Source organism: Achromobacter deleyi (genome assembly GCF_016127315.1).
Taxonomy (GTDB): domain Bacteria; phylum Pseudomonadota; class Gammaproteobacteria; order Burkholderiales; family Burkholderiaceae_B; genus Achromobacter; species Achromobacter insuavis_A.
On sequence record NZ_CP065997.1, the window covers coordinates 4,829,886 to 4,850,748 of the forward strand.

Annotated in this window: 18 protein-coding genes; 8 read left to right on the forward strand and 10 right to left on the reverse strand. The window is 69.5% G+C overall.

The window, feature by feature from the left end; all coding sequences use genetic code 11:
- Nucleotides 1-2 precede the first annotated feature (2 nt).
- The 6 genes from I6I07_RS21890 to I6I07_RS21915 are packed head-to-tail and all read left to right on the forward strand — an operon-like array spanning nucleotide 3 to nucleotide 6,778.
- Nucleotides 3-959: a DUF4123 domain-containing protein gene (locus I6I07_RS21890; RefSeq protein WP_198483688.1), complete on the forward strand. Its 957-nt coding sequence runs from the start codon at nucleotides 3-5 to the stop codon at nucleotides 957-959.
- A gap of 15 nt (nucleotides 960-974) precedes the next feature.
- Nucleotides 975-3,830, forward strand: coding sequence for a T6SS effector BTH_I2691 family protein (locus tag I6I07_RS21895; RefSeq protein ID WP_198483689.1), 2,856 nt, complete (start codon nucleotides 975-977; stop codon nucleotides 3,828-3,830).
- A gap of 8 nt (nucleotides 3,831-3,838) precedes the next feature.
- A complete protein-coding gene (locus I6I07_RS21900; protein WP_198483690.1) occupies nucleotides 3,839-4,576 on the forward strand; it encodes a putative type VI secretion system effector in 738 nt (245 codons plus the stop codon).
- Nucleotides 4,577-4,634: 58 nt separating this feature from the next.
- On the forward strand, nucleotides 4,635-5,063 hold the full coding sequence (locus I6I07_RS21905) for a hypothetical protein (RefSeq protein WP_198483691.1): 429 nt from the start codon (nucleotides 4,635-4,637) through the stop codon (nucleotides 5,061-5,063).
- On the forward strand, nucleotides 5,024-5,389 hold the full coding sequence (locus I6I07_RS21910) for a hypothetical protein (RefSeq protein WP_198483692.1): 366 nt from the start codon (nucleotides 5,024-5,026) through the stop codon (nucleotides 5,387-5,389). Before I6I07_RS21905 ends, I6I07_RS21910 begins: the two co-directional genes overlap by 40 nt.
- 48 nt (nucleotides 5,390-5,437) lie before the next feature.
- Nucleotides 5,438-6,778, forward strand: coding sequence for a carotenoid oxygenase family protein (locus tag I6I07_RS21915; RefSeq protein WP_198483693.1), 1,341 nt, complete (start codon nucleotides 5,438-5,440; stop codon nucleotides 6,776-6,778).
- Between the two features lie 124 nt (nucleotides 6,779-6,902).
- Here I6I07_RS21915 and I6I07_RS21920 read toward each other — a convergent pair whose 3' ends face one another.
- The 6 genes from I6I07_RS21920 to I6I07_RS21945 form a co-directional block, all read right to left on the reverse strand.
- Nucleotides 6,903-7,658, reverse strand: coding sequence for a DUF2894 domain-containing protein (locus tag I6I07_RS21920; protein WP_232625684.1), 756 nt, complete (start codon nucleotides 7,656-7,658; stop codon nucleotides 6,903-6,905).
- Nucleotides 7,648-8,304: an OmpA family protein gene (locus I6I07_RS21925; protein WP_116522348.1), complete on the reverse strand. Its 657-nt coding sequence runs from the start codon at nucleotides 8,302-8,304 to the stop codon at nucleotides 7,648-7,650. Before I6I07_RS21925 ends, I6I07_RS21920 begins: the two co-directional genes overlap by 11 nt.
- Nucleotides 8,301-11,600 carry a DUF802 domain-containing protein gene (locus I6I07_RS21930; RefSeq protein WP_198483694.1) on the reverse strand — a complete coding sequence of 1,100 codons (3,300 nt, stop codon included), beginning with the start codon at nucleotides 11,598-11,600 and terminating at the stop codon, nucleotides 8,301-8,303. Before I6I07_RS21930 ends, I6I07_RS21925 begins: the two co-directional genes overlap by 4 nt.
- A 10-nt stretch (nucleotides 11,601-11,610) precedes the next feature.
- On the reverse strand, nucleotides 11,611-12,435 hold the full coding sequence (locus I6I07_RS21935) for a DUF3348 domain-containing protein (RefSeq protein WP_198483695.1): 825 nt from the start codon (nucleotides 12,433-12,435) through the stop codon (nucleotides 11,611-11,613).
- Between the two features lie 226 nt (nucleotides 12,436-12,661).
- Nucleotides 12,662-13,303 (reverse strand): PQQ-binding-like beta-propeller repeat protein, encoded by a 642-nt coding sequence (locus I6I07_RS21940; RefSeq protein WP_198483696.1) that lies wholly within the window; start codon nucleotides 13,301-13,303, stop codon nucleotides 12,662-12,664.
- Nucleotides 13,304-13,339: 36 nt separating this feature from the next.
- On the reverse strand, nucleotides 13,340-14,557 hold the full coding sequence (locus I6I07_RS21945; protein WP_198483697.1) for a helix-turn-helix domain-containing protein: 1,218 nt from the start codon (nucleotides 14,555-14,557) through the stop codon (nucleotides 13,340-13,342).
- 155 nt (nucleotides 14,558-14,712) lie between these two features.
- On the opposite strand from I6I07_RS21945, the gene I6I07_RS21950 reads away from it, so the two are divergent.
- Entirely contained in the window at nucleotides 14,713-15,939 is a 1,227-nt protein-coding gene (locus I6I07_RS21950) for an SMI1/KNR4 family protein (RefSeq protein ID WP_198483698.1), read from the forward strand.
- Between the two features lie 21 nt (nucleotides 15,940-15,960).
- Here I6I07_RS21950 and I6I07_RS21955 read toward each other — a convergent pair whose 3' ends face one another.
- Nucleotides 15,961-17,388 (reverse strand): CoA transferase, encoded by a 1,428-nt coding sequence (locus tag I6I07_RS21955; protein WP_198483699.1) that lies wholly within the window; start codon nucleotides 17,386-17,388, stop codon nucleotides 15,961-15,963.
- Nucleotides 17,389-17,494: 106 nt separating this feature from the next.
- On the opposite strand from I6I07_RS21955, the gene I6I07_RS21960 reads away from it, so the two are divergent.
- A complete protein-coding gene (locus tag I6I07_RS21960) occupies nucleotides 17,495-18,706 on the forward strand; it encodes a citrate synthase family protein (RefSeq protein ID WP_198483700.1) in 1,212 nt (403 codons plus the stop codon).
- A 9-nt stretch (nucleotides 18,707-18,715) separates the two neighbouring features.
- Here the strand turns inward: I6I07_RS21960 and I6I07_RS21965 are convergent, their stop codons facing one another.
- From I6I07_RS21965 to hpaH, 3 genes are all read right to left on the reverse strand, one after another.
- Nucleotides 18,716-19,195: a DUF6882 domain-containing protein gene (locus I6I07_RS21965; RefSeq protein ID WP_198483701.1), complete on the reverse strand. Its 480-nt coding sequence runs from the start codon at nucleotides 19,193-19,195 to the stop codon at nucleotides 18,716-18,718.
- A gap of 92 nt (nucleotides 19,196-19,287) precedes the next feature.
- Nucleotides 19,288-20,064, reverse strand: a complete 777-nt coding sequence (locus I6I07_RS21970) for an aldolase/citrate lyase family protein (protein ID WP_198483702.1) — start codon at nucleotides 20,062-20,064, stop codon at nucleotides 19,288-19,290.
- Between the two features lie 11 nt (nucleotides 20,065-20,075).
- Nucleotides 20,076-20,858: a 2-oxo-hept-4-ene-1,7-dioate hydratase gene (gene hpaH / locus I6I07_RS21975; RefSeq protein WP_198483703.1), complete on the reverse strand. Its 783-nt coding sequence runs from the start codon at nucleotides 20,856-20,858 to the stop codon at nucleotides 20,076-20,078.
- Nucleotides 20,859-20,863: the final 5 nt, after the last annotated feature.

Sequence of the window (20,863 nt, forward strand, 5' to 3'; positions counted from 1 at the left end):
CCATGGATGGAGTCTCGCACACGGATACCTTTGCATCGGGCGTCGCGCTGGCGGAGACGTTGCAGCAGTTGGCCCTGTCCATGGGCGAGGCGCGCTGCCACCTGCTGATCGATCCTTTGCTGCGCGATCCCGTCGAAGACGAGGATTGGCAAGGCCTGGGTGAAGCTTTGGCTGCACGCGCCACTGCCATCCGGCTGGCGCATCCTGACATCGATCCACGCGTCTGGCCACGCTTGATCACGCTGGACCTGACCCGGCCGCGTGACGCCGATATCAGCCGGACGGCGGCTGAAATGGCGATTCGCGACTGGCATTCCGAATCATTGGCCCAAGGCAGGGGGCGCCGTATCGGCGGTTGGATATTCGGCGTGACTGACGTCATCGCGATGGCGCGGCATCTGGGGCGGAGCCTGTTGCAGGAGAGTCCAGGAGGCGGCCGCCGTTTGTTCAGGTTGCACGACCCGGCGGTTATTGATCTGGTCTGGCGCATGGCCTCGCATGGACAGAAGGCCGATTTGCTCGGCCCGGCGAACTTGTGGGTCAACATCGATAGGTGGGGGCGCCTGGCTCGGTATGCCAGCGAAGCGCCGCGTAGCGGTGCAACCGTCCAGCTCGACGCTGAACAGTGGCGTCTTGCCGCGCTGTTGGGTGCGGTAAATCGTGCCTGGCGGGTGGTGGCGGAGCGGCCGGATGCGGTTTCCGAGGAAGCGTTGGACCAGGTAGTGGCTTGTGTGCGTCGTGGGGTCGAGGCGGGTCTTCGCGATGCGCGGGACTGGGAGGCGATGGCGGTGCGCGCGTTGACGGTGCATCCAGAGTTCGACTGCCATCCTGACGTAGCGGCGCTGCTGGCGGAACGACCGGACGACGTGGGGTTTGCCCGGCTCGTGATGGATTTTACAGAGGCGGACTGGAGGCGAATCGCACGCGAGGCTCCGTTGCGACGCGCCTCGCCTATTTGAGCTTAGGACAAGGGAATGAGCAAAGGTTGCGATGTATGCCGGGCGAGCGGTCTGCCCATCTTGCCCACACGCTACGCGGTGGTCCCAGCCAGCTTCCAGCAGGCCGAACTGGGGACGTTCAGCGGTGAACGCGTGGTGGATGTAAAGCTGGACGCCGCGCGCTACAAGTACGCGGTACGAACGTTGCGACACGGATTCCTCTATCTGTTCTATGAAAAAGGAGCCCAGGGTGCGAATTACTGGGAGGTCTACTCGGTGACCGCGGACGGCATGCTCTGGCGTTGTGATGACACCGACAGCGCCCGTCTGGAGCCGTCGATGAAATGCGCGAACCAGGGGCACAATCCGCTGCGCATGCACTACATCGTCATCGAGAAGCCCGAGCAATGCGGCAAAGTGTGGCTCGCGTATAGCGAGCATAAATGGAGTCGCCAGACCCTGGCGCGGTATGCCAACGCGGAGCATCGTCCGTCGCGCATGCAGGCGATCGAACCCGCTGTCTGGGCGCAGGGGCATTGCGAGGCCAAGAATCATCAGTCGATTCTGGCGGTCGAATCGAACTTCAAGCGCATTCTGGAGTACGGCGACCATCAGTTCAGTACGCTGACAGGAGAGCCGCCCGCGTTGCCCTATGCGGGTTTCGACCGGGTGCGCAGCCTGAGCCAGATCAATGGCTCCTATGACGAGGCGACACTCGTCGAACAGTTCACCAAGACGCCCTGGTATCCGCGTAATAGACCTGTGGGCGATCGCAGGGATCTGGTGCTGCAGCAGTTGCTGGCGCAGATGTTGGACAAATGCGGCGACCCCTCCATGGGTGTGAGTTATTGGCCGATGGCGCTGGCGCTGTGGGATGCCATCGGCATTACCGACGAACTGAACGGCTATTGCAACGATGCGTTGGGAAAGATCGCCTTGTACGGGGACGAGCGGGCCCTGCAGGTGACCGCAGCCAGTAATATCGCCGGCGCCAAAGCGGCGCTCGAGAACAAGGCAGACGAAGCCGCGACCCGCACCGCCGAGGCGGTCCAGATGGGACAGCGCGGCGGCTACCGCCACTACGAGGTCATGCGGCGCAACCAGGTACTGAACGACAATGTGCCGAGCACCGAGGGCAAGCAAGCGCTGGCGGCGTTGGAGAATGACCATTCCAATCGGGTCATATCGGATGCGGAATATCGCAGCAGGCGCGGCGCGCTATTGGACAAATACGTGCCTGCCGCTCGTCGCGCCCAGGCCGAACATGATTTCAATGCCTTCGACGCCGAGGTTGCACAGGCAGATCAGACGCGGACTCAAAACCTGGAGAACTATCGCAAGGACCGGGTCAAGCAGGCATGGGAGCGCTACAACGACAACGTCGACTGGGATAAGCTGAAACTGTTCAAGAAGAACTATGACAGTTTCCAGGAGGCGGCGACTGCGCTGGCCAACCTGCGCACCGGCGAATTGATCAAATGGCTTGAGTGGGACCTGCTGTTCGACACGTTCGAGGACTATAGCGAAGAGGTCGAGGACGACGGCCACGAGTTCATCGAGGTGGTTGGGGATTTGACCGAAGGGATCAGCGGCAGTCAGACGGGCCGAGCCTATCTTAAGATGTTGGTGGAAACCCGGCGCGATGCCGGCGACCGCAAGTCTTTGTTCTGGCGGGCGATTGCCGCCAACCAGAAGGAGCTCAAGCCCGCCGTGAGCAACGCGGTGGAGGAGGCGGTCAAGTCCAAGGACACGCCTCTGCCGACTGGCATGGCGGTCATCGAACGCGTCCTCAGCAACCTGAAGACCTTCTCGGGCTATTACAAGCGGGCGGTGTCGCTTGTCGGCGAAACCAAAGTGGAGAAGCTGGGACCCCTGCCTAGGGCAATGAAGAATGCGGGCATCGATAAGCTCATGATGACGGCGGGCGACACTGTGTTTCGCTGGTTGGGCATGAATCGTCTGGGCGACTTCGTGGGTGAGAAGATCATTCAGAACATCTTTCTCATGTCGACCGGTATCTCCGACGCGGATGCGTTGGCACTGGTGCGCGAACAGGCCCGCCTGGATGGTGTGGCGCGTGATGTTGCGCTGCGGCGCCTGCGGACGGCGCGTACGTTCCTGGAAGCCAACGAGGCCATCGCGAACGAGCCGAGTCACAAGGTTCTGCGCGACATGTGGGGCAAGATGCGGCCTGCGACTGGACGCAATGGAGCCACCACCATGCGCATCACGGTGGTCGTGGGGCTGATCGAGCTATGGAATTTCAGGAAGCTGATTTCAGCCACAGACAAGACAACCAAGACCTACGCCCAATTGGTCGCATCGGGCGCCACGCTCAGCGCCGCGGTCATCGATATCGCGGTGGTGCCGTATCAATTGGCGGGCAAGAAGGCGTTTGGTTTTCAGAAATGGAAACTGATGGGGGGCGCGCTTGGTTCGATCGCATCGTTCATTGGTGCTTCGCTTGATTTGAGCGAAGCGGCGGACCGGCGGGAGAAAAAACAGTATGCGCTGGTGGCGCTGCTGTTTGTGAAGGCGGGGCTGGGTTTCGTCGCCACGGGGGCGGCAGTTATCTCCGCCATAGCAACGTCGGCGCCGCTGCTCAAGATCGTCGGAAGGCGCCTGGGGTTGCGAGTGATGGTGGTGGCGGTGGATGGCATCGCATCGCGCGTCGCCATCGCCTCGGTGGCGCGCGTGCTGGGGTTGTTGGTCGGCTGGGAAATCGCCGTGGTGTTGATCGCGGTGCAGTTGCTGGTATGGTATTTCACGCCGGACGCCCTGGAGGAATGGTGCGAGACCAGCGCCTTCGGCCGCCGCACGTTTGGCAAGCCGCAGGATGATCCCAAGAAGCAGGAAGAAGAATTCCTCGCCGCCTTGGCGGATGTGATGTAAGGATAGCGATGACGACGGAACGGAATGACAAAGCCAGCAAGCTGACCGGCAAGATCGCGGGACTGCGCCGTGTCAGGCGATCGCGCGATTTCGTGATGGAACAGCTCGGAGGCGGCGTGGGGGCGTCGGCGGTGTCGGCGGGACTGGCGGGGATGGGGGGCGCGGCCATTGCGATTGCCACCCTCGACAGCACTGAGAAGGCGGACTTTGTCGAATTCACCCTCGATGGACAACCGGTTCGAGGCTGGTTCTGGCGGTTTCCCTTTGACGAGGGCGATGACATCGAACTGGTGGCCGAGCACGACGGGCAGGCATGGATCGCCTACGGCGCCCGGCGGCCGGCCGATGCGCTGGTTGCGGTGTATCCGCATTGCTTCGAGGGGCGCCGGGCGCACTACGCTTCCACGTTCCGCTTCTGGGGCATCGTAGTGGGGGCGGTTTTTCTGTTCATGATGTGCCTGGATGCGATTTTCGCGATGTTCAAGGGCACATTCAGTCTGGCAGGGCAGTTGTCCGCGTATGCGGTCTACCTGGCCTATGGGCTGCCCGCACTGGTGCTGGTTTTCGGATTCCTGGCGTGGCGCGGCGGCCGCAAGACGGAAGGGTTTGCGCGGATGGCGGAGACCATTTTCGGCGGTTTTGGCTGGCGGGACGCCACCAGCATCAATTTGCGCAAGACCTCCAGGGCGCTGCGTCGCGAGGGTGATGGGCGTGACTACGGCACGCTCTATTTCCGCTACAAATGAAGCAAGCGCGCGCGCGTCCGTAGCGCGCAGCCCGGAGGATCCCTCCGTACTGTACAACGTGGTCGAAATCAATCCCGCCTGCCTGCGGCTGGTCGATCCCACCGAGAACCTGCGTGGCCTTGGCATCGTCATGACGATTGTGTTCAGCCTGATGTTGTTGCTGATCGCAACCAATTTCATCCTGTTCTACGACACGGCGACGCGCGGCTACGGCGGCGAGTATCTGGCGTTCGTCGCGGGCGGCTCGCTGCTGGGGGTGTTCGGGCTGTGGCATTCATCTTCAGGGGCCGGCTGGTGGCGCCCACAGGGGCGAGCGCGCCGGTTGTTTCGTTGCGGGTGGCCGAGCTTGAGCCGGGCTCGCGTCGCATCGCGCGCTGCGTCGCGCCCACCCGGATCTTTTCGTCGCGCGAAGCCACCGCTGGCGCCTGGCAGTTCATCCGGCGCTACATGGACGAAGAGCCCGCTGCTGTTCCTCCTGTGGTCCTGATGCCGAATCATCGCATCAATGCCTTTGCGTGGATGGACCGGGAACTGTTTACGGAGGAGATCGACCGGCAGCATTATCCCGCCGGCCTGTTCGACGGATTCGCGTTCTGGATCTTGGCGGGGGCCTACTACCTGCCGAACTGGATGGAATACTGGGTACGTCGCTATGGCAAGCAAGCTTCCCCATATGAAAAAGCGCTGGCTGCACGCCAGCATCCTGGGGATCCTGTTATGGGGCGTCCTGCCTTTGGGGTTCGTGCTGGTGACGGTATTGAAGTGGATAGCGTCATCAAATTAAATCCGGGTAATATTGACGAACACATTTAATCCGGGTAAAAAAGCGTCCTGCGAATGATCGCAACCAAGGACGCAAGCATGAGTACATTCGATCTGAACACCGGCGCCACCGCGCCGCTGGCCGATGAGGTTGACCTGGCCGACCTGCCCGTGGACGGCGCGCTGCCGCCCGGGCTGGACGGGGTCCTGGTCCGCAACGGCCCCAACCCCCTGCGCGGCCGTTTCGAGGGCAACGACGTGCTGTCGTGGTGGCCGCAGCCGGCGATGCTGCACGCCATTGCCTTCCACGACGGCCGGGCGACCGGTTACCGCAACCGCTGGGCGCGCACCCGGATCTGGGCGCGCGAATACGACCCGCAGGCCGAGGCCGGCCTGCCGGAGACCAATCCCAACGTCAATGTGCTGCGCCACGCGGGCGAAGTGCTGGCGCTGGCCGAGGGCGGGGCGCCGTTGGCGATGACGCCCGCGCTGGATTTCCTGGGCGCCAGCCGGCGCCATCCCGGGCTGGCGGGCGGCATGACGGCGCACCCCAAGGCGGACCCCGAGACCGGCGAACTGATGAGCTTTCGCGCTCACTGGGAACGGCCCTGGCTGCGCTATGGCGTGACGGGCGCCGACGGCCAGCCGCTGCTGGACCAGTTGATCGAGGTGCCGGGGCCGTCGATGATGCACGACATGGCGATCACGGCGCGCTTTAGCATCCTGCTGGACCTGAACGTGGCGTACGACTTCTCGATGTTGTCGCGCGGCTATCGCATGCCGCTGCGCTGGCATGACGAGCGCCAGTCGCGGCTGGGCGTGATCCCGCGCCACGGCGGCCCGGTGCGCTGGTTCGAGGTGGCGCCGTGTTTCATCCAGCACGTGGTGAACGCGTATGACCGGGATGCGTCGACGCTGGTGCTGGACGTGGTGCGCTACCCGGAATACCTGCGGCTGTCGCGCGAGGGTGCCGGTTTCGAGGACAGCCCGCTGGGCGCGCTGTGGCGCTACGAGATCGACCTGGCCGGCGGCCGCGTCAGCGAGCGCGCGCTAGACGACGCGGGCATCGAATTGCCGCGCATCAACGAGGGCAGGACCGGGCGCGCCTACCGCTACTGTTATGCCGTGGAGCAGCCCAACAACCGCGAGATGCGCGGCGTGGTGCGCTACGACCTGGAAACCGGCGCGCGGCAACGCTACGCGGTGCCGCCGGGTGACCAGAACAGCGAGCCGGTATTCGTGCGGAGGCCAGGGGCGCGCGACGAAGACGACGGCTGGGTGCTGGTGTGCGTGTATCGCCAGGCCAGCGATACCAGCGACGTGGTGGTGCTGGATGCGCGCGACCTGGCGGCCGGGCCGCTGGCGACGGTGCGTCTGCCCCGGCGCATTCCGGCGGGCTTTCACGGCGCCTGGCTGCCGCGCGAGGCGGGCGGGAAGTAGGCGCCGGTGCTGGCGTGGGGACGGCCTGGCGAGCGTGCCCGGACGGCGGTCTGCCGGCAGGGCGTCGGCGTGTCATTGTCCGAGCCGCGGGCAGGACGTCGCGCCTGCCCCCGGCGGCCCGGGTTCAGCGGCTCTTGGCGCGTGTACCTTTCCTGGCGGGGGCGCGCGCCGTTTCCTTGGCCGGCGGCGCGGCGGCGGCCGTCAACTGCTCCATCCAGGCCAGCGTTTCGGTGTAGGTCACGAACTGCTGCAGATAGCCCGGCGACAGCTCGCGCATCAGCGACAGCGCGCGGTGCACCAGCTGGTTGGAATTGAGCGGGCCGGCGTTCTTGTGCACCTGTTCCTGCGACTGGCGCACCTGCCGGTCGGCGCTCAGGCCGGACCAGATCTCGCGCAGCCCGTCCAGCGCCAGCAGGTCGGGATAGGCGTCGCGGCGCGCCTGCGCGGCGATGGCGTCGGGATCCTCGCCGGGGGCGCCGGGGTAGGCGAGATACGCCGCCAGCTCGGCCAGCGGTCCGCGGGTCGCGGCTGGGGGCGTCGCGGCGCCAGCCGCTGTCGCAGCGGCGCCAGTGGCGGGGGCATCCTGTCCTGCTGGGGACGCGCTGGCGTCGGGCAGACCGGCGGCGGCGATACGCGCCGCATAGGCGTCCAGCAACTGCGCCAGGCGCGCGTCCAGCGTGGTCCGCACCGCGCCGCCATGGCTTGCCGCGCGCCGGGCCAGCGCTTCGATGAAATGGAAACCGACCGGATCGAGCCGGTCGTCGCCGCGCTCGCGCCAGGCCCGCAGCGTGGCGAGCGTGTCGTCCGCCGGCAGGCCGGCGCCGGCCGTGGCGTCCGCCGCGGCCGTCAGCGCGTGGCCAAGACCGCCATCACTGGCCACGCGGCGCCTCCGTGCCGTTGGACGGCTTGGGGATCGGCGTGATCTCGACCCGGCGGTTCCTGGCGCGGCCTTCCTCGTCGGCGTTCGAGGCCACCGGCTGCTCGGCGCCGAACGCGGCGGCGAACACCGAGGCCGACGGCACGCCTTCGTCGATCAGGGCGCGGGTCACGGTCAGCGCGCGCTGCGCCGACAGGTCCCAGTTGTCGGCAAAGCGCCGGTTGCCTTCGCGCACCTGCTGGTCGTCGGTGAAGCCGCTGACCATCAGGATCTCGTTATTGGCCTTCAGGTAGGTCGAGAGCGGCTCGATCAGGCTCTTGAGCACCTCGCGGCCTTCCGGCTGCAACTGGTCGGAGTTGAGCGCGAACAGTACGCTGCCGCTGATGCCGATGCGGCCGTTGATGAGCGTCACGCGGCCCGCCGCCAGCGGCGCGGCCAGGGCCTGTTCCAGGGTCTGGCGGCGCTGGGTTTCCTCCTGGCGCTGCTTGACCTCGCGTTCGAGCTGGGTCGACAGCTCCAGCTGCACGGCCACCACGCTCACCAGGATCAGCACGAAGGCGCCCAGCAATACCGACATCAGGTCGCCGAAGACGGCCCAGGTCGGCACCGCGGGTTCCACGCCGCCGTCGATGTCCTCGCCCGCGCTCATGCCGCCTGCGCTCCGGCGTTGGCGGCGCGCTGGCTGGCCAGGTCACGCAGGTTCTCGACGATCTGCTTCTGCGACATGGTGCTCAGGTCGACCACTTCGCGCGCCTGCGCCACGTAGTAGGCCAGCTGCTCGTCGCCGCGCGCGATCGATTTGTCGAGTGCGCTCTCGATGCGCTGCAGGTGCGCCACCAGCTTGTCGTTGGACTCGCCGAACAGGCGCACCGCGGCGCCGAAGGCTTCGCCCAGGCTCGCCACTTCGGCGGCGCCGCTGGTCACTTGCGCGGCCACGTCGTCCAGGCGGGCGGTCTCGGACTCGACCTGCTCGGTGAATTGCGTGCCGACGCGGTCCAGCAGGTCCGCCGACGACGACACCAGCGCGTCGACCGCGCTGCGCTGCTCGGCGGAGGCGTGGTTGACGGCGTCCAGCAGCGTCGCCAGCGTGTCCAGCAGGCGGTTGCGTTCTTCCAGCATGGCGTTGTCGTAGGCCAGGCTGTCCGACAGCTTCTGGCGCAGCTCGCCGATGACCTCGGCGGCCGCGCGCGGCGCCTCGGAGGCGGCCTGCACCAGCTGGCTGATCTCGGCGATGGTGCCGCTGGCGTGGGCCTCGGTCTGCGTGGCGATGTCCTGCGCGGTCTGGGCCAGGGTGGCGCAGATCTCCTGCTGCAGGCTGGCGCTGCGGGCGCCGGCCTGTTCCCATTCCTGGCGCAGGGCCTCGGCGATCGCGCCCAGCTCGCCGGTCCAGGCGGCCAGGCGTTCCTGGTCGCGCGCGGCCAGGGCGGCCTGCAGGTCGGCCTGCGATTGGCCCAGCGTCTGCAGCAGCGACGCCGAATGCTGCTCGAAGGCGGCCGCGGCGGTGGTCAGGGCCTGCTGGTTGTCGCCAGCCAGTTTCTCGTTGGCCAGTGCCTGGCGCACTTGCGCTTCGGTCCAGGCCTGCGTCACGCCGCCGGCCGCCGATTCCAGGCGGGCCGAGACGTTTTCCAGCAGGGCGGCCTGGGCCTGGGTCTGGGTGGTGATGTCGTGCGCGGTGCGGGCCAGCAGCTGGCCCAGTTCCTGGTGGCGGGCGGCGGTATGCTCGCCGGCCGCGCGCCATTCCTGGCCCAGTTCGGTGGCCAGCGCGCCCAGCGAGGCATGCCAGGCGGCCAGGCGATGCTCGTCGCGCGCGGCCAGGGCGGCCTGCAGGTCGGCATGCGACTGGTCCAGCGTGCGCAGCAGCGCGGCCGAGTGCTGTTCGAAGGCGGCCGCGGCGGCGGTCAGGGCCTGCTGGTTGTCGGCGGCCAGCTTCTCGCTGGTCAGTTCCTGGCGCACTTGCGCCTCGGTCCAGGCCTGCGTCACGCCGCCGGCGGCGGATTCGATGCGGGCGGCGACGGTGTCGAGCAGGGCGGCTTGCGCTTCGCCACGGCTGGCCAGGTCCTGCGCGGTGCGCGCCAGCGTCTGGCTGATGTCGTGCTGGCGGGCGGCGGCCTGCGCGCCGGCCTGTTCCCATTCCTGGCCGAGCTTGTCGGCGACCGCGCCGAGCGTGCCGGCCCAGGCGGCCAGGCGCTGTTCGTCGCGCGCGGCCAGGGCGGCTTGCAGCTCGTTGTGCGACTGGTCCAGCGTGCGCAGCAGGGCGGCCGAGTGTTGTTCGAAGGTCGCGGCGGCGGCGGCCAGGGCCGCGCGGTTGTCGTCGGCCAGCTTGTCGCTGACCTGCGACTGGCGCGCCAGGGCGTCGTGCCATTGGGCCGAGACGTTGCCGGCCGCGGTTTCCAGGCGGGTCGAGACGTTCTCGAGCAGGCCGGCCTGGGTCTGCGCATGTTCGGTCAGGTCCTGCGCGCTGCGGGCCAGGGCCTGGTTGATTTCCAGCTGGCGCTCGGCCGCTTGCGCGCCGGCCTGCTGCCATTCCTGGCGCAGGGTCGCGGACAGGGCGCCCAGCGTTTCGGTCCAGGCGGCCAGGCGTTGCTGGTCGCGCGAGGCCAGGTCGGATTGCAGCGTCGCGTGCGAGGCGTTCAGCGTGCGCAGCAACGACGCCGAATGCTGCTCGAAGCTGGCGGCGGCGGCCGTCAGGGCCTGCAGGTTGTCGCCGGCCAGTTTTTCGCTGGCGCGTTCCTGGCGGCTCAGGGCCACGTTCCAGGCCTCGGACATGCTGCCCGAGGACGCTTCCAGGCGCTGGGACACGCTGTCCAGCAGGGTGGCCGAGCGCTGTTCGAAGGTCTGCGCGAAGCGGTCGAGCGAATCACGCAGGTCCTGCGCCAGGGTTTCGCTGGCGCGCTGCTGGCCGGCCAGGGCCTGGTTCCAGATGCCGGCGACATTGCTGGTGGCCGCCTGCAGGCCGGCGGTCATGCCGTCCAGCTGGCGTTGCACCGCCTGGGTGACGGTGTCGTGCAGCGTCGCGGTCTCGCGCGACAGGCCGGCCATGGTGGCTTCGACCGCGGGTTGCAGCGCCGCGCCGGCCGAGCGGGCGCTTTCGGCCACGCTTTCCTTCATCGACTGTTCCATCACCGCGGCCAGGCGCGCGTAGGCGGCCTCGGCCTTGCCCTGGAAGGCGTCCTGGCTGGCGAGCTGGCGCTCGTTCAGCGTGTGGTTCTGCTGTTCCAGGTTGCGCATCATGGCGTCCAGGCGGTCGACCAGCGCGGGCATGGCCTCGGCCTGCCGTTGCAGCACTTCGGCCTGGCGTTGCAGCAGCTTGAAGCTCTCTTCGCGCTGGTGGCCCTGGGTGTACAGGCGCAGCGTGGTGGCCGCCTTGGCGTCGAGCCACTGCGCGGCCTGGATCCGGTCGCGGCGGCTCAGGGCCGCCAGCAGGCCCAGCATGGCCGAGGTGGCGACGCCGGCGATCGAGGTGCCGAAGGCGAAGCCCAGGCCCTTGACGGGCGCGGCCAGCGAGGCGCGGATCGCGGCCAGGTCGGTGGCGCTCTCGAGCGCGGCGCCGGTGCCGCGCAGCGTCACCACCATGCCCAGGAAGGTGCCGAGCATGCCCAGCAGCACCAGCAGGCCGACCAGGTAGGGCGCCAGCGCCGGGCCGGGCAGACCGACGCGTTCGCCCTCGATGCGCAGCCGCACCGGGTTGCGCAGCGCGGCGGGCAGTTGTTCGAGCCAGCCGCCGAGGCTGGCGGGCGCTTCCGACAGGTTGCCGACCGCGCGTCTGAGGGACGCGGTGGCCTGCTGGTAGCGCAGCAATTCGAGCGCGCCGGCGACGTAGCAGGCGCCGATCAGCAGCGTGACGGCCAGCGCCAGGGAATTGGTGCCCGCGTAGCCCGCGCCGATCCAGCCGGACACGGCCAGGCCGCTGAGGAAAACAACGATATTGATCAGATACTTGGACATAGTGTCCCGGTTAGCTGGTGCGAAGGGTGGCAAGCAGCCCTTCCACCGGTTGTAAACGAACATCCAGTTCGGCCAGCAGCACGCTGCGCATGTCTTTGCGGAACGTCTCCAGCCAGGCGCCCGGCGTGGGCGCGGGTAAAGCGGGTTGCGGCGCCGCGCCGGCCGGCACGGCGGCGTCGGCCTGCGCGTCGGCATCGGCCTGTGGGGCGTCGGCCAGGGCTTGCGCCTCGGCCGCCGCTTCCAGCGCCGCCTGTTCGGCCCGCCGCAACCGGTCGAAATGCGCCTGCAGCAGCTTCGGAATGGCGCCCAGCAGCGTCCGCTCGCGCGGCAGCAGGGCGCGGTCCATGATGGCGTCCACCACCGCCAGGCGCGTCATCTCGGGCGTCCTGGCCGCGACCATGCCGCGCAGGCGGCTGCGCAGATTGCCGATGCTGGTCTCCATCGTGTGTTGCAACGACAGATAGCGCTGACGGAAATTCGAGTAGTCGGCGTCGTCGGCCTGCAGCGCCGCCACTTTGGCGGAAACCTGCCCCGGCATCAGCCGCTTGGCGGCCGTGGCCGCGGTATCGCTGGCGATGGCATCGGCCAGCGTGGTCCGGACGCGCTCGCACTCGCGCTCCTCGGCGCTGCTGAACGTGCGCGCGCCGGGCGCGATCGCCGGCGGGCGGTTGTTCAGGGCGGCGGACAGGGCAATCGCGTCGGTCCAGCCGAGCCATTGGCTCAGATGATCCGACAACGGTTGCCGGGATTCCGGCACGTCGACATCCGTCAGGCGAGTCAGCAAGCGAATGAGCGTCGGGCCGCTTAAACCTGTGCGCTGTGGGGCTTGCAACATACCACCAGAGTCAAAAAGGGGGGAGTTTACACGCTGGCGAGGCCCTGCTGGGGCCGGAAACGAGGGGCCGCGATTGTGGCTGCAACAATTTGTCAGGACGACGCGCCGGCGCGGCTTGCCGGGGAGCGCGGGACGTCGCCGCCCAGGCGTCGGATCCGGCCGATATTCGGCGGGAAAGCGCACGCCCGCCGGGGGCCTCCGGCGGGCGTGGCGGGCAGGGGAAAGATCAGGCGCTGGCGCGCGGCCGGCGCACCGCCCGCACCCGGCCGCTGGTGGCGCCGCCGCAATACAGCACGTCGCCGCCGTCCGACTCCAGGCCGGAGACGTAGACGCCGGGCGGCATCGCCAATCGCTCCAGCACTTCGCCGTTGGCCGGATCCAGCCGCCGCAACTCGCTGGCGTCGTCTTCCCAGGTGCCGTGCCACAGGTTGCCATCGACCCAGGTGACGCCGGTCACGTAGCGGTCCGACTCGATGGTGCGCAGGATGGCGCCGGTGGCGGGGTCGACCTGGTGGATTTTGCGGTCCTTGTAGCGGGCGATCCAGAGCATGCCTTCGGCCCAGGTCATGCCCGAATTGCCGCCGCCCTCGGGCGCCGGCACGGTGGCCAGCACGCGGCCCGAGGCCGGGTCGATCTTCTGGATGATGCTGTCGGCCAGCTGGTAGAGGTGCTTGCCGTCGAAGGCGGTGCCGGCGCGCGCGGTGACGTCGATGGAGCGCACCACGGCGCCGCTGGCCGGGTCCAGCGCATGCAGCTTGTCGCCGACGGCGATCCAGACGTGGCTGCCATCGTAAGAGACGCCGTGCACGTCGGTGACGCCGGGGAAGGGGCCGTATTCACGGAGGATTTCTGCGGGCTTGGCTTTCATGTCGGTGTCCTTGTTCAGTGGGATGACGTCTCCATGCTAGGCATTCGGCAGCGGAACCGGGAGTAACAATGTCGTCGCGAAACCAGGCAGTGGCGGCGTGATCCAGCGCCGCGCCCGGCCGCGACCCAGCGGCTGCGCGCGGCCCGCCGCGGCCAGCGCGTCCAGGGCGCGCTGCACCTGGCGCTGGCTGGCGCCGGTGGCCAGCGCCAGGGCCGAACTGGACCAGGCTTCGCCGTCGGCCAGCAGCGCCAGCACGGCGGCGTGGCGCTCCTGCATGGGGGGCGTCAGTACCGCGACGGCGCCCGCCGCCGATGTCAGCGCGAAGCCCTGCCGCGTCGCCCGGATGCCGGCCAGGGTACCCAGCGCCGCCCGCAGGCGGCCGATTTCCACCCGCAGCCGCGCGCGATGCGACTCGTCGGGATGGCGGGTGCGGAAGGCCTGGGCGATCAACGCATCGCGCGGCACGTCGTCGGGCCACGCCTGGCCCAGCGCCTGCGCCAGGGTGAACAGGATCGGGCGGCTGGCCAGCGCCAGGGTGCCGTGCGCGCCCTGCACGGCGTAGCGGCAGGCGTCGATCACCAGCGCGTCGGACGCCAGCAGCGCCTCTACGTCGTCCAGGCGCAGCGCGCGCGTCTGGCCGGCGTGGTGCAGGTGCGCCGCCGGCGCTTCGAGCGTTTGCGACGCCTGGCGCACTTCGGCCTGCAAAGCGGGGATGCCGGCCGCCTGCGCGGCGTGCGCGGCACGGGCCAGCGCGGCGCGCGCCGCCGTGGCCTGCACGCGCCGCAGCGCGATGCCGGCCAGGGCCAGTTCATGCACCGCCCGCAAGGCCGGCGGGAAGGGGGCGGGGTCCAGTCCCGATAGCACCTGCTCGGCTTGCTCCAGGCGTCCCATCAGGATCAGGCGGCGGCCGGCCAGGTAGCCGGCATAGGCCGCGTTGCGCCGATCGCCATGGCGTTCGAGCGTGGCGCGGGCGGCCTCGAGCGCCGCCGTCGGCCAGCCCAGGTCGCGCGAGGCCAGCGCGATCTCGGCTTCGGCCACCACGCAGCGGGCGCGCGCCACCGGATCCTTGGCGCCGAACGCGCGGGCGGCGCGGCGCACCAGCGGCCGGGCGCGTTCGAAGTCGCCCAGTTGCGCCAGCGCGATGCCGCGCAACGCCAGCGCCGGCGCGTCGTCGCGCAGCGCCACCCGGCCCAGCGCGGCCAGGGGATCGCCGCTGGCCAGCGCCCGGGCCGCGGCCTGGATCAGCGCGTCCACGAAGCTCCCCTCATCGTTGTTCCCCTCCTATGCGGATGTCGCCAATCTACCACCGCCGGTGGCGCGTGAGACGCGTCTCACGCGGCAAGCCACAGGCGCCGGGGCCGGGAGCGCCTGGGTAAAATCCAGGGCGTTTCAACCGGGAGGGTGCCAACATGGGTGATGATTTTTCCGCCAACGAAATCCAGTCGCTTCGACAGCACGGCATCGCCTTGTTCGCCGATCGTGTCCTGATCGAGGTCCAGCCGCCGATGAGCGAGGCGCGCATCGACCAGATCGAAGCGATCTGCGCCGGTCCCTTGCCGCAGGCGTTGCGTGAATTGTGGCGCCTGACCGCCGGCGGCGAACTGGCCTACGACCTGCATGCGCAGATGGACGGCAACGAAGAGGCCCTCAGCTGGTCCGAACTGTTCTACGACGGCAGCGACCAATACCGCGACCTGGCGGGCTGGATCGAACACGAGCAGGAATGCGCCGAAGAGGCCGCCGAGGAAAGCGGCGATGCCTGGGACGGCAAGCTGCGTTATCTGCCGATCGGCGGTTTCGAGTACTGCGACCGCATTTATGTGTACCTGGCGCCGGGCGCGCAGGCGGGCGGCATCGTGGCCTGGAAGCAGGGGCTGCCGGGCTGGACGCACGCGTTGCAGCAGGATGGCATCGCCACCATCGCGGACGATCTGCGCGGCGCGTTTGCCGAGCTGTGCCTGGAGGAAGATCCCGAGGGTCCCGACAGCACGGGCATACGCGTGCTGGAGTATCTGGACGAGCGCGTGGCGGATCACGGCATGCCGCAGGCATTGGCGGACAAGCTGACGGCGTTCTACCGGCGCGCGTTGGTGGATTGGCGCGGGCCGTTGGCGGCGGGGACGCTGGCACAGTCGCCGCGGCTGGCCAACCTGGCCTTGCGGCATGCGCTGGCCAATGATGACGGCGCGCTGGTCGCGCAATTGGCGGCGCAGGGCATGGGTTTCGGCCAGCCGTTGCGGGGCAGCGCGACGGCGCTGGACGTGGCGTTGATGCAGCACGCCTACGCGGCGGCGCAGGCGCTGCTGCGGGCCGGCGCGCCGGTCAGCGCGGACGCATTGCACCGGTTCGATCGCCAGCCGCCCGCCGCATTGGTGGCGCAACTGCTGGCGCGCGGTGCGCGCGCCGACGGCCTGGGCGTGGCGCGCTGCGTGGCATGTGGCGCGCCGGATGTCGCGCGCCTGGTCGTGGCCGCTGGTGGCGAGGGCGTCGCGGCCGCGTATGCCGAGGCGCGCGACGCCATGCTGGCGCGCTACGAGGAAGACCTGCGCCGCGTGCGCGCCGGCAAGCTGGGCCACTACCTGGGCGCGGACGGCTTGGCCGAGCGGGTCGCGAACCTGCGCGCGTTCGTGCTTTGAGTCGGTCGAGCAGCGGGGGCTCTATCGCGCGGTGTCGCGCCACGTTGCTTCGGACGAGCCCAATGCGCTCGCCGGATAATCCCACGACTGCGGCGTGCCTTCGATCCACATCGGCGGCCTGGCGCGCCGGGCGGGGCCCCACGAGGTCTCCTCGGTCGCCGCGGACCAATCCGCTTGCGTTTCCGGGGCCAGCGCCGGCCCGCCTTCCAGCATGCCGCGATGCGTGACCAGCAACTGCGCGCTGCGCGCCAATGACGCGCGCGTGGTGTTGCCCGCGCCCGTTGCCAACCGTTCGGTCAGGCCACGGATGGCCGCGGCCGCCATCAGATAGCCGGTGGCGTGGTCGAGCGCCTGGCACGGCAGCGGCACCGGGCGGTCGGCGCCCTGGGCGCGCATGCCGGCCTCGGCGATGCCGGTGCTCATCTGCACCAGGCTGTCGAAGCCGCGCCGTCCCTGCCACGGGCCGCTCCAGCCATACGCATCGAGCGACACGTCCACCAGCGTCGGGTTGAGCTGGCGGCGGCGGTCGGCGTCCAGGCCCAGGCGCGCCAGGGCGTCGGCGCGATAGCCGTGGATCAGCACGTCGGCCTCGCCGAGCAGGCGTTCCAGGGTGGCCAGGCCCTTGGCGGACTTCAGGTCCAGACGCGCGCAGCGCTTGCCCAGCACGACTTCGGGCACCGTGCCGGGTTCTTCCCAGCCGGGCGGGTCGATGCGCAGCACGTCGGCGCCGTAGCCGGCCAGGAAGCGGGTGGCGACAGGGCCGGCCAGGATGCGCGTCAGGTCCAGCACGCGCAGGCCCTGCAGCGGGCGCTGCCGTGAAACATGCCAGTCCGGCCGGGCGGCGCCGGGGCCGGCGGTTCGGTGCAACAGCGGTTCCGTGGCGACGTCGCGGCCTTGCGGGTGCTGTTGCCAGGCGTCGATGCCGCGCATGGCCGCGGCGCAGCCGTTGCGCGCGACCACGGCGGCTTCCAGTTCGTCGGCGCGCCAGCGCGAGACCGCCAGCGCCACCGCGTCGCGGTCGGCGGCCACGCCCAGCACCGCCAGGGCGGCGTCGCGGTGGTGGGGGGCGTTGGTGTGCAGCCGGATCCAGCCGTCCGCGGCGCGATAGTCGCCCGCCACGGCATCCCAGAGCGGCGGAGCATTCCAGCCAACGGGACGCAGGGTGGTGCCGAACCAGAGCGAGGCCAGGCGGCGGTCGACCGTGACCTGGCCGATGGCGCCGGTGTCCATGGCGCCAGCGCTGGCCGCGACAAATTCCGCCATGGCCAGCCCCGCCGCGCCGATGGCGGCGGTGGCGAATTCGGTGACGGCGAAGGCCGAGGGCAGGGCGCCTTCGCCGCTGATGGCGACGCGCGTCAGATGGGCGGGGTCGCCGCCCGCCGCGAGCCAGAACTGGCGCAGGTAGTCGGCGATGGCGGGCGAGGGCGGCGGGAGGGTGGTGGCGGACATGAGGGCTTCCTGGTCGTCGGGGGATGGCGTCAGGATTATTCTTCCCGAATTAATTGTCAATATTGATTAAAATAATCAACTTATTAACCTGAAAACGCCGCGTGCCATGCCGGACTACCTGACTTCCGCCGCCGCGGCCGCCCGTCTGGGCGTGTCGCGCCAGACCCTGTACGCCTATGTCAGCCGCGGCTTGCTGCACGCCGAGGCTGGCGCCACGCCGCGCGAAAGCCGCTATCTGGCCGAGGACGTCGAGCGCCTGGCGGCGCAGCGCACGCGCGGCCGCAAGCCGAAGGAGGTGGCCAAGGCCACGCTGAACTGGGGGCTGCCGGTGCTGGAGTCCGCCATCACGCTGATCGACGACGGACAGCTGTTCTATCGCGGCGAAAGCGCCGTGGCGCTGGCCGCGTCGCGCTCGGTGGAGGCGGTGGCGGCGCACCTGTGGCAATGCGACGAGGCGATGGCGTTCGACGCGCCCGCGTCGGTCCTGCCGCGGGACCTGGCGGCGCTGTTCGCGCGGCACCGCGGCCAGCGCGCCGAGGCCGCGCTGCTGCCGCTGTTCACGGCGGCCAGCGACGACGACGCCACCGCGCTATGGCAACGCTCGCCGCAGCGCCAGGCGCAGGGCTGCGGCGCGCTGGTGCGCACGCTGGCGGCCTGCCTGCTGCAGACCGCGCCGGATGCCGCGCCGATCCACGTGCAGTGCGCCCGCGCCTGGGGCGTGGACGCGGCGGGCGCCGACCTGATCCGGATGGCGCTGGTGCTGTGCGCCGACCACGAACTGAATGCCTCCAGCTTCACCGCGCGCTGCATCGCGTCCACCGGCGCCAGCCTGCGCGCCGGCATTGTCGGCGGCCTGGCCGCGCTGACGGGCGGACGGCACGGCGGCACCACGGCGCGTGGCGAAGCGATGTGGGACGAGCTGGAGCGCGGCGACGGCGGCGCGGACGGCGGCCAGCGGCTGGCGCGCGGCCTGCGCGAGCGGTTGGCGCGGGGCGAGGACCTGCCAGGTTTCGGTCACCACCTCTACCCCGCCGGCGATCCGCGCGCCAGCGCCTTGCTGGCGCGGATACTGCCGCAGCGTCCCGACTGGCAGGCGCTGATCGAACAGGCCTTCGAGCTGATCGGGCAGCGGCCGTCGGTGGATTTCGCGCTGGTGGCGGTGCGGCGCCATCTGGGGCTGCCGTTGGGCGCGGCCTTCGGCCTGTTCGCGCTGGGCCGCTCCATTGGCTGGCTGGCGCATGGGCTGGAGCAGCGCGGCAGTCCGGATGTGATCCGGCCGCGCGCGGCCTATACCGGCGTGCATCCCGACGCGGCTTGACCGTGGCCGTCAGGCCTGGGACAGGGTCACCTGGCCGAACGTCATCCAGACGTGGGCGGTGTCCGAGGCCTGCGCGCGGTACGAGCCGCTGGCCTCGCCCAGGCGCATGGCGATGGCGGTGAATTCCCAGGCCTGGGCGTCGTCGCACGGCACTTTGCGGTGCGTATAGGCTTCCAGGCCGTGGGCCTTGCCGAAGGCCAGCGCCAGCTGGGCGTGTTCGGCCAGTTCGGCCGGCACCGAGGGATGATCCCAGCCCCACAGGAAGCTGCCGTCCTCGCTGTTGGAGGTGCCGACGATCTGCACCGGCGCGTGGGCGGTGATGCCGCCGGGCAGCTGGAACACGATCAGGCCGCTGTCCATGTCCACGGACCATTGCTCGGCCTCGTCCAGGTGCCAGGTGGCGCAGTGCGCCGAGGTGGCGGCGCGCATGCCTTCCAGGCTCTGGGCGATGTAGGCGGAAACGTCGAAGGGCTGTGGGGTGTCGGACATGCGGGGCTTGGCGGTTGATGGAAAACCGATAGGGTACCCGCAAAGGTCCGCCCGCCGCCGGTTGGCACTGATGGCGGGCGGGACAATCGGCGCTACCCGGCGCTTGGCGCGGCGAAGCGCTGCGCCAGCTGGTCGCACTGCCGCGCCAGCAGGGCGGCATCCACGCCCACCGCCGTGAACAGGCTGCCCGCCGCCATGTAGCGCCGCGCCAGCGTCTCGTCCACCGTCAGCACGCCGGGCGCCTTGCCCGCCTTGCGGATGCGGGCGATGGCGGTTTCGACGGCGGCGACGACGCGCGGGTGGCCCGGCTCGCCGGGGAACCCGAGACTGGCGGCCAGGTCGGCCGGGCCGATGAAGATGCCGTCCACGCCGTCGACCGCGGCCATGGCGTCCAGCTGCTCCAGCGCTTCGCCGGTCTCGGCCTGGATCAGCAGGCACAGTTCGTTTTCGCAGTGCCGCATGTAGTCGGCGACGCGGCCGTAGCGGGTGGCGCGCACCGTGCCGCCGACGCCGCGCACGCCGCGCGGCGCGTAACGCGTGCCGGCCACGGCCTGGCGGGCCTCGTCGGCGTTCTGCACGTACGGCAGCAGCAGGGTCTGCGCGCCGATGTCGAGGTAGCGCTTGATCTGCAGGTTGTCGTTCCAGGTCGGGCGCACCACCGCGTGGGTGGGATAGGGCGCGACCGCCTGCAGTTGCGCCATGACGGTGGGCAGCAGCGCGGGCGTATGCTCGGTGTCCAGCAGCAGCCAGTCGAAGCCGGAGCCGGCCACCAGCTCGGCGCTGTTGGGATTGGCCAGCGTGACCCACAGGCCGGTCTGGTGGCGCTGTTCGCGCAGCGCGCGCTTGAAGGGATTGGCGGGAAGTTGCATCGTCGGCCTCTTCAGGAAAAGTGCACCGAGATGCTGCCCAGCGGGCCGTAGTCGGCATGGATGGTGTCGCCCTTGGCCACCGCCACGGTGCGGGTGAAGGAGCCGGCCAGCACGATGTGGCCGGCTTCCAGCCCGGTGTCGTGCGCCGCCAGCTTGTTGGCCAGCCAGACGATGCCCATGGCCGGATGGCCGAGCACCGCGGCCGACACGCCCGATTCCTCGATCACGCCGTTCTTGAGCAGCAGCGCCGCGACCCAGCGCAGGTCGACCTCCAGCGGCTTGACCGGGCGGCCGCCCAGGATGATGCCGGCGCAGGCGGCGTTGTCGGCGATGTTGTCGACGATGCGGCGCGGGTATTTGCTGCGGCCGTCGATCAGCTCCAGCGCCGGCGCCACGTAGTCGGTGGCGTCGAGCACGTCGAACAGGGTCACGTCCGGACCCCGCAGCGGCTTGCCGAGCACGAAGGCCAGCTCGACCTCGACGCGCGGCACGATCAGTTTTTCGGTGGCGATGGTGTCGCCGTCCTGGAAGAACATGGTGTCGAGCAGGTGGCCGTAGTCGGGCTCGTTGATGCCGACGGTGCTCTGCATGGCCTTGGAGGTCAGGCCGATCTTGTGGCCGCGCAGGCGCGCGCCGGCGGCCAGCTTGCTGGCGATGATGTGCTGCTGGATGGCATAGGCGTCGGCGATCTCGATGCCGGGAAAGGCCTGGTCCAGCTGCGTGGTGGGCACGCCGGTGCGCTCGGCCTCGATCAGCAGGGCGGCGGCCTGTTGGCGTTGTGCGTCGTTCAACATGGGGT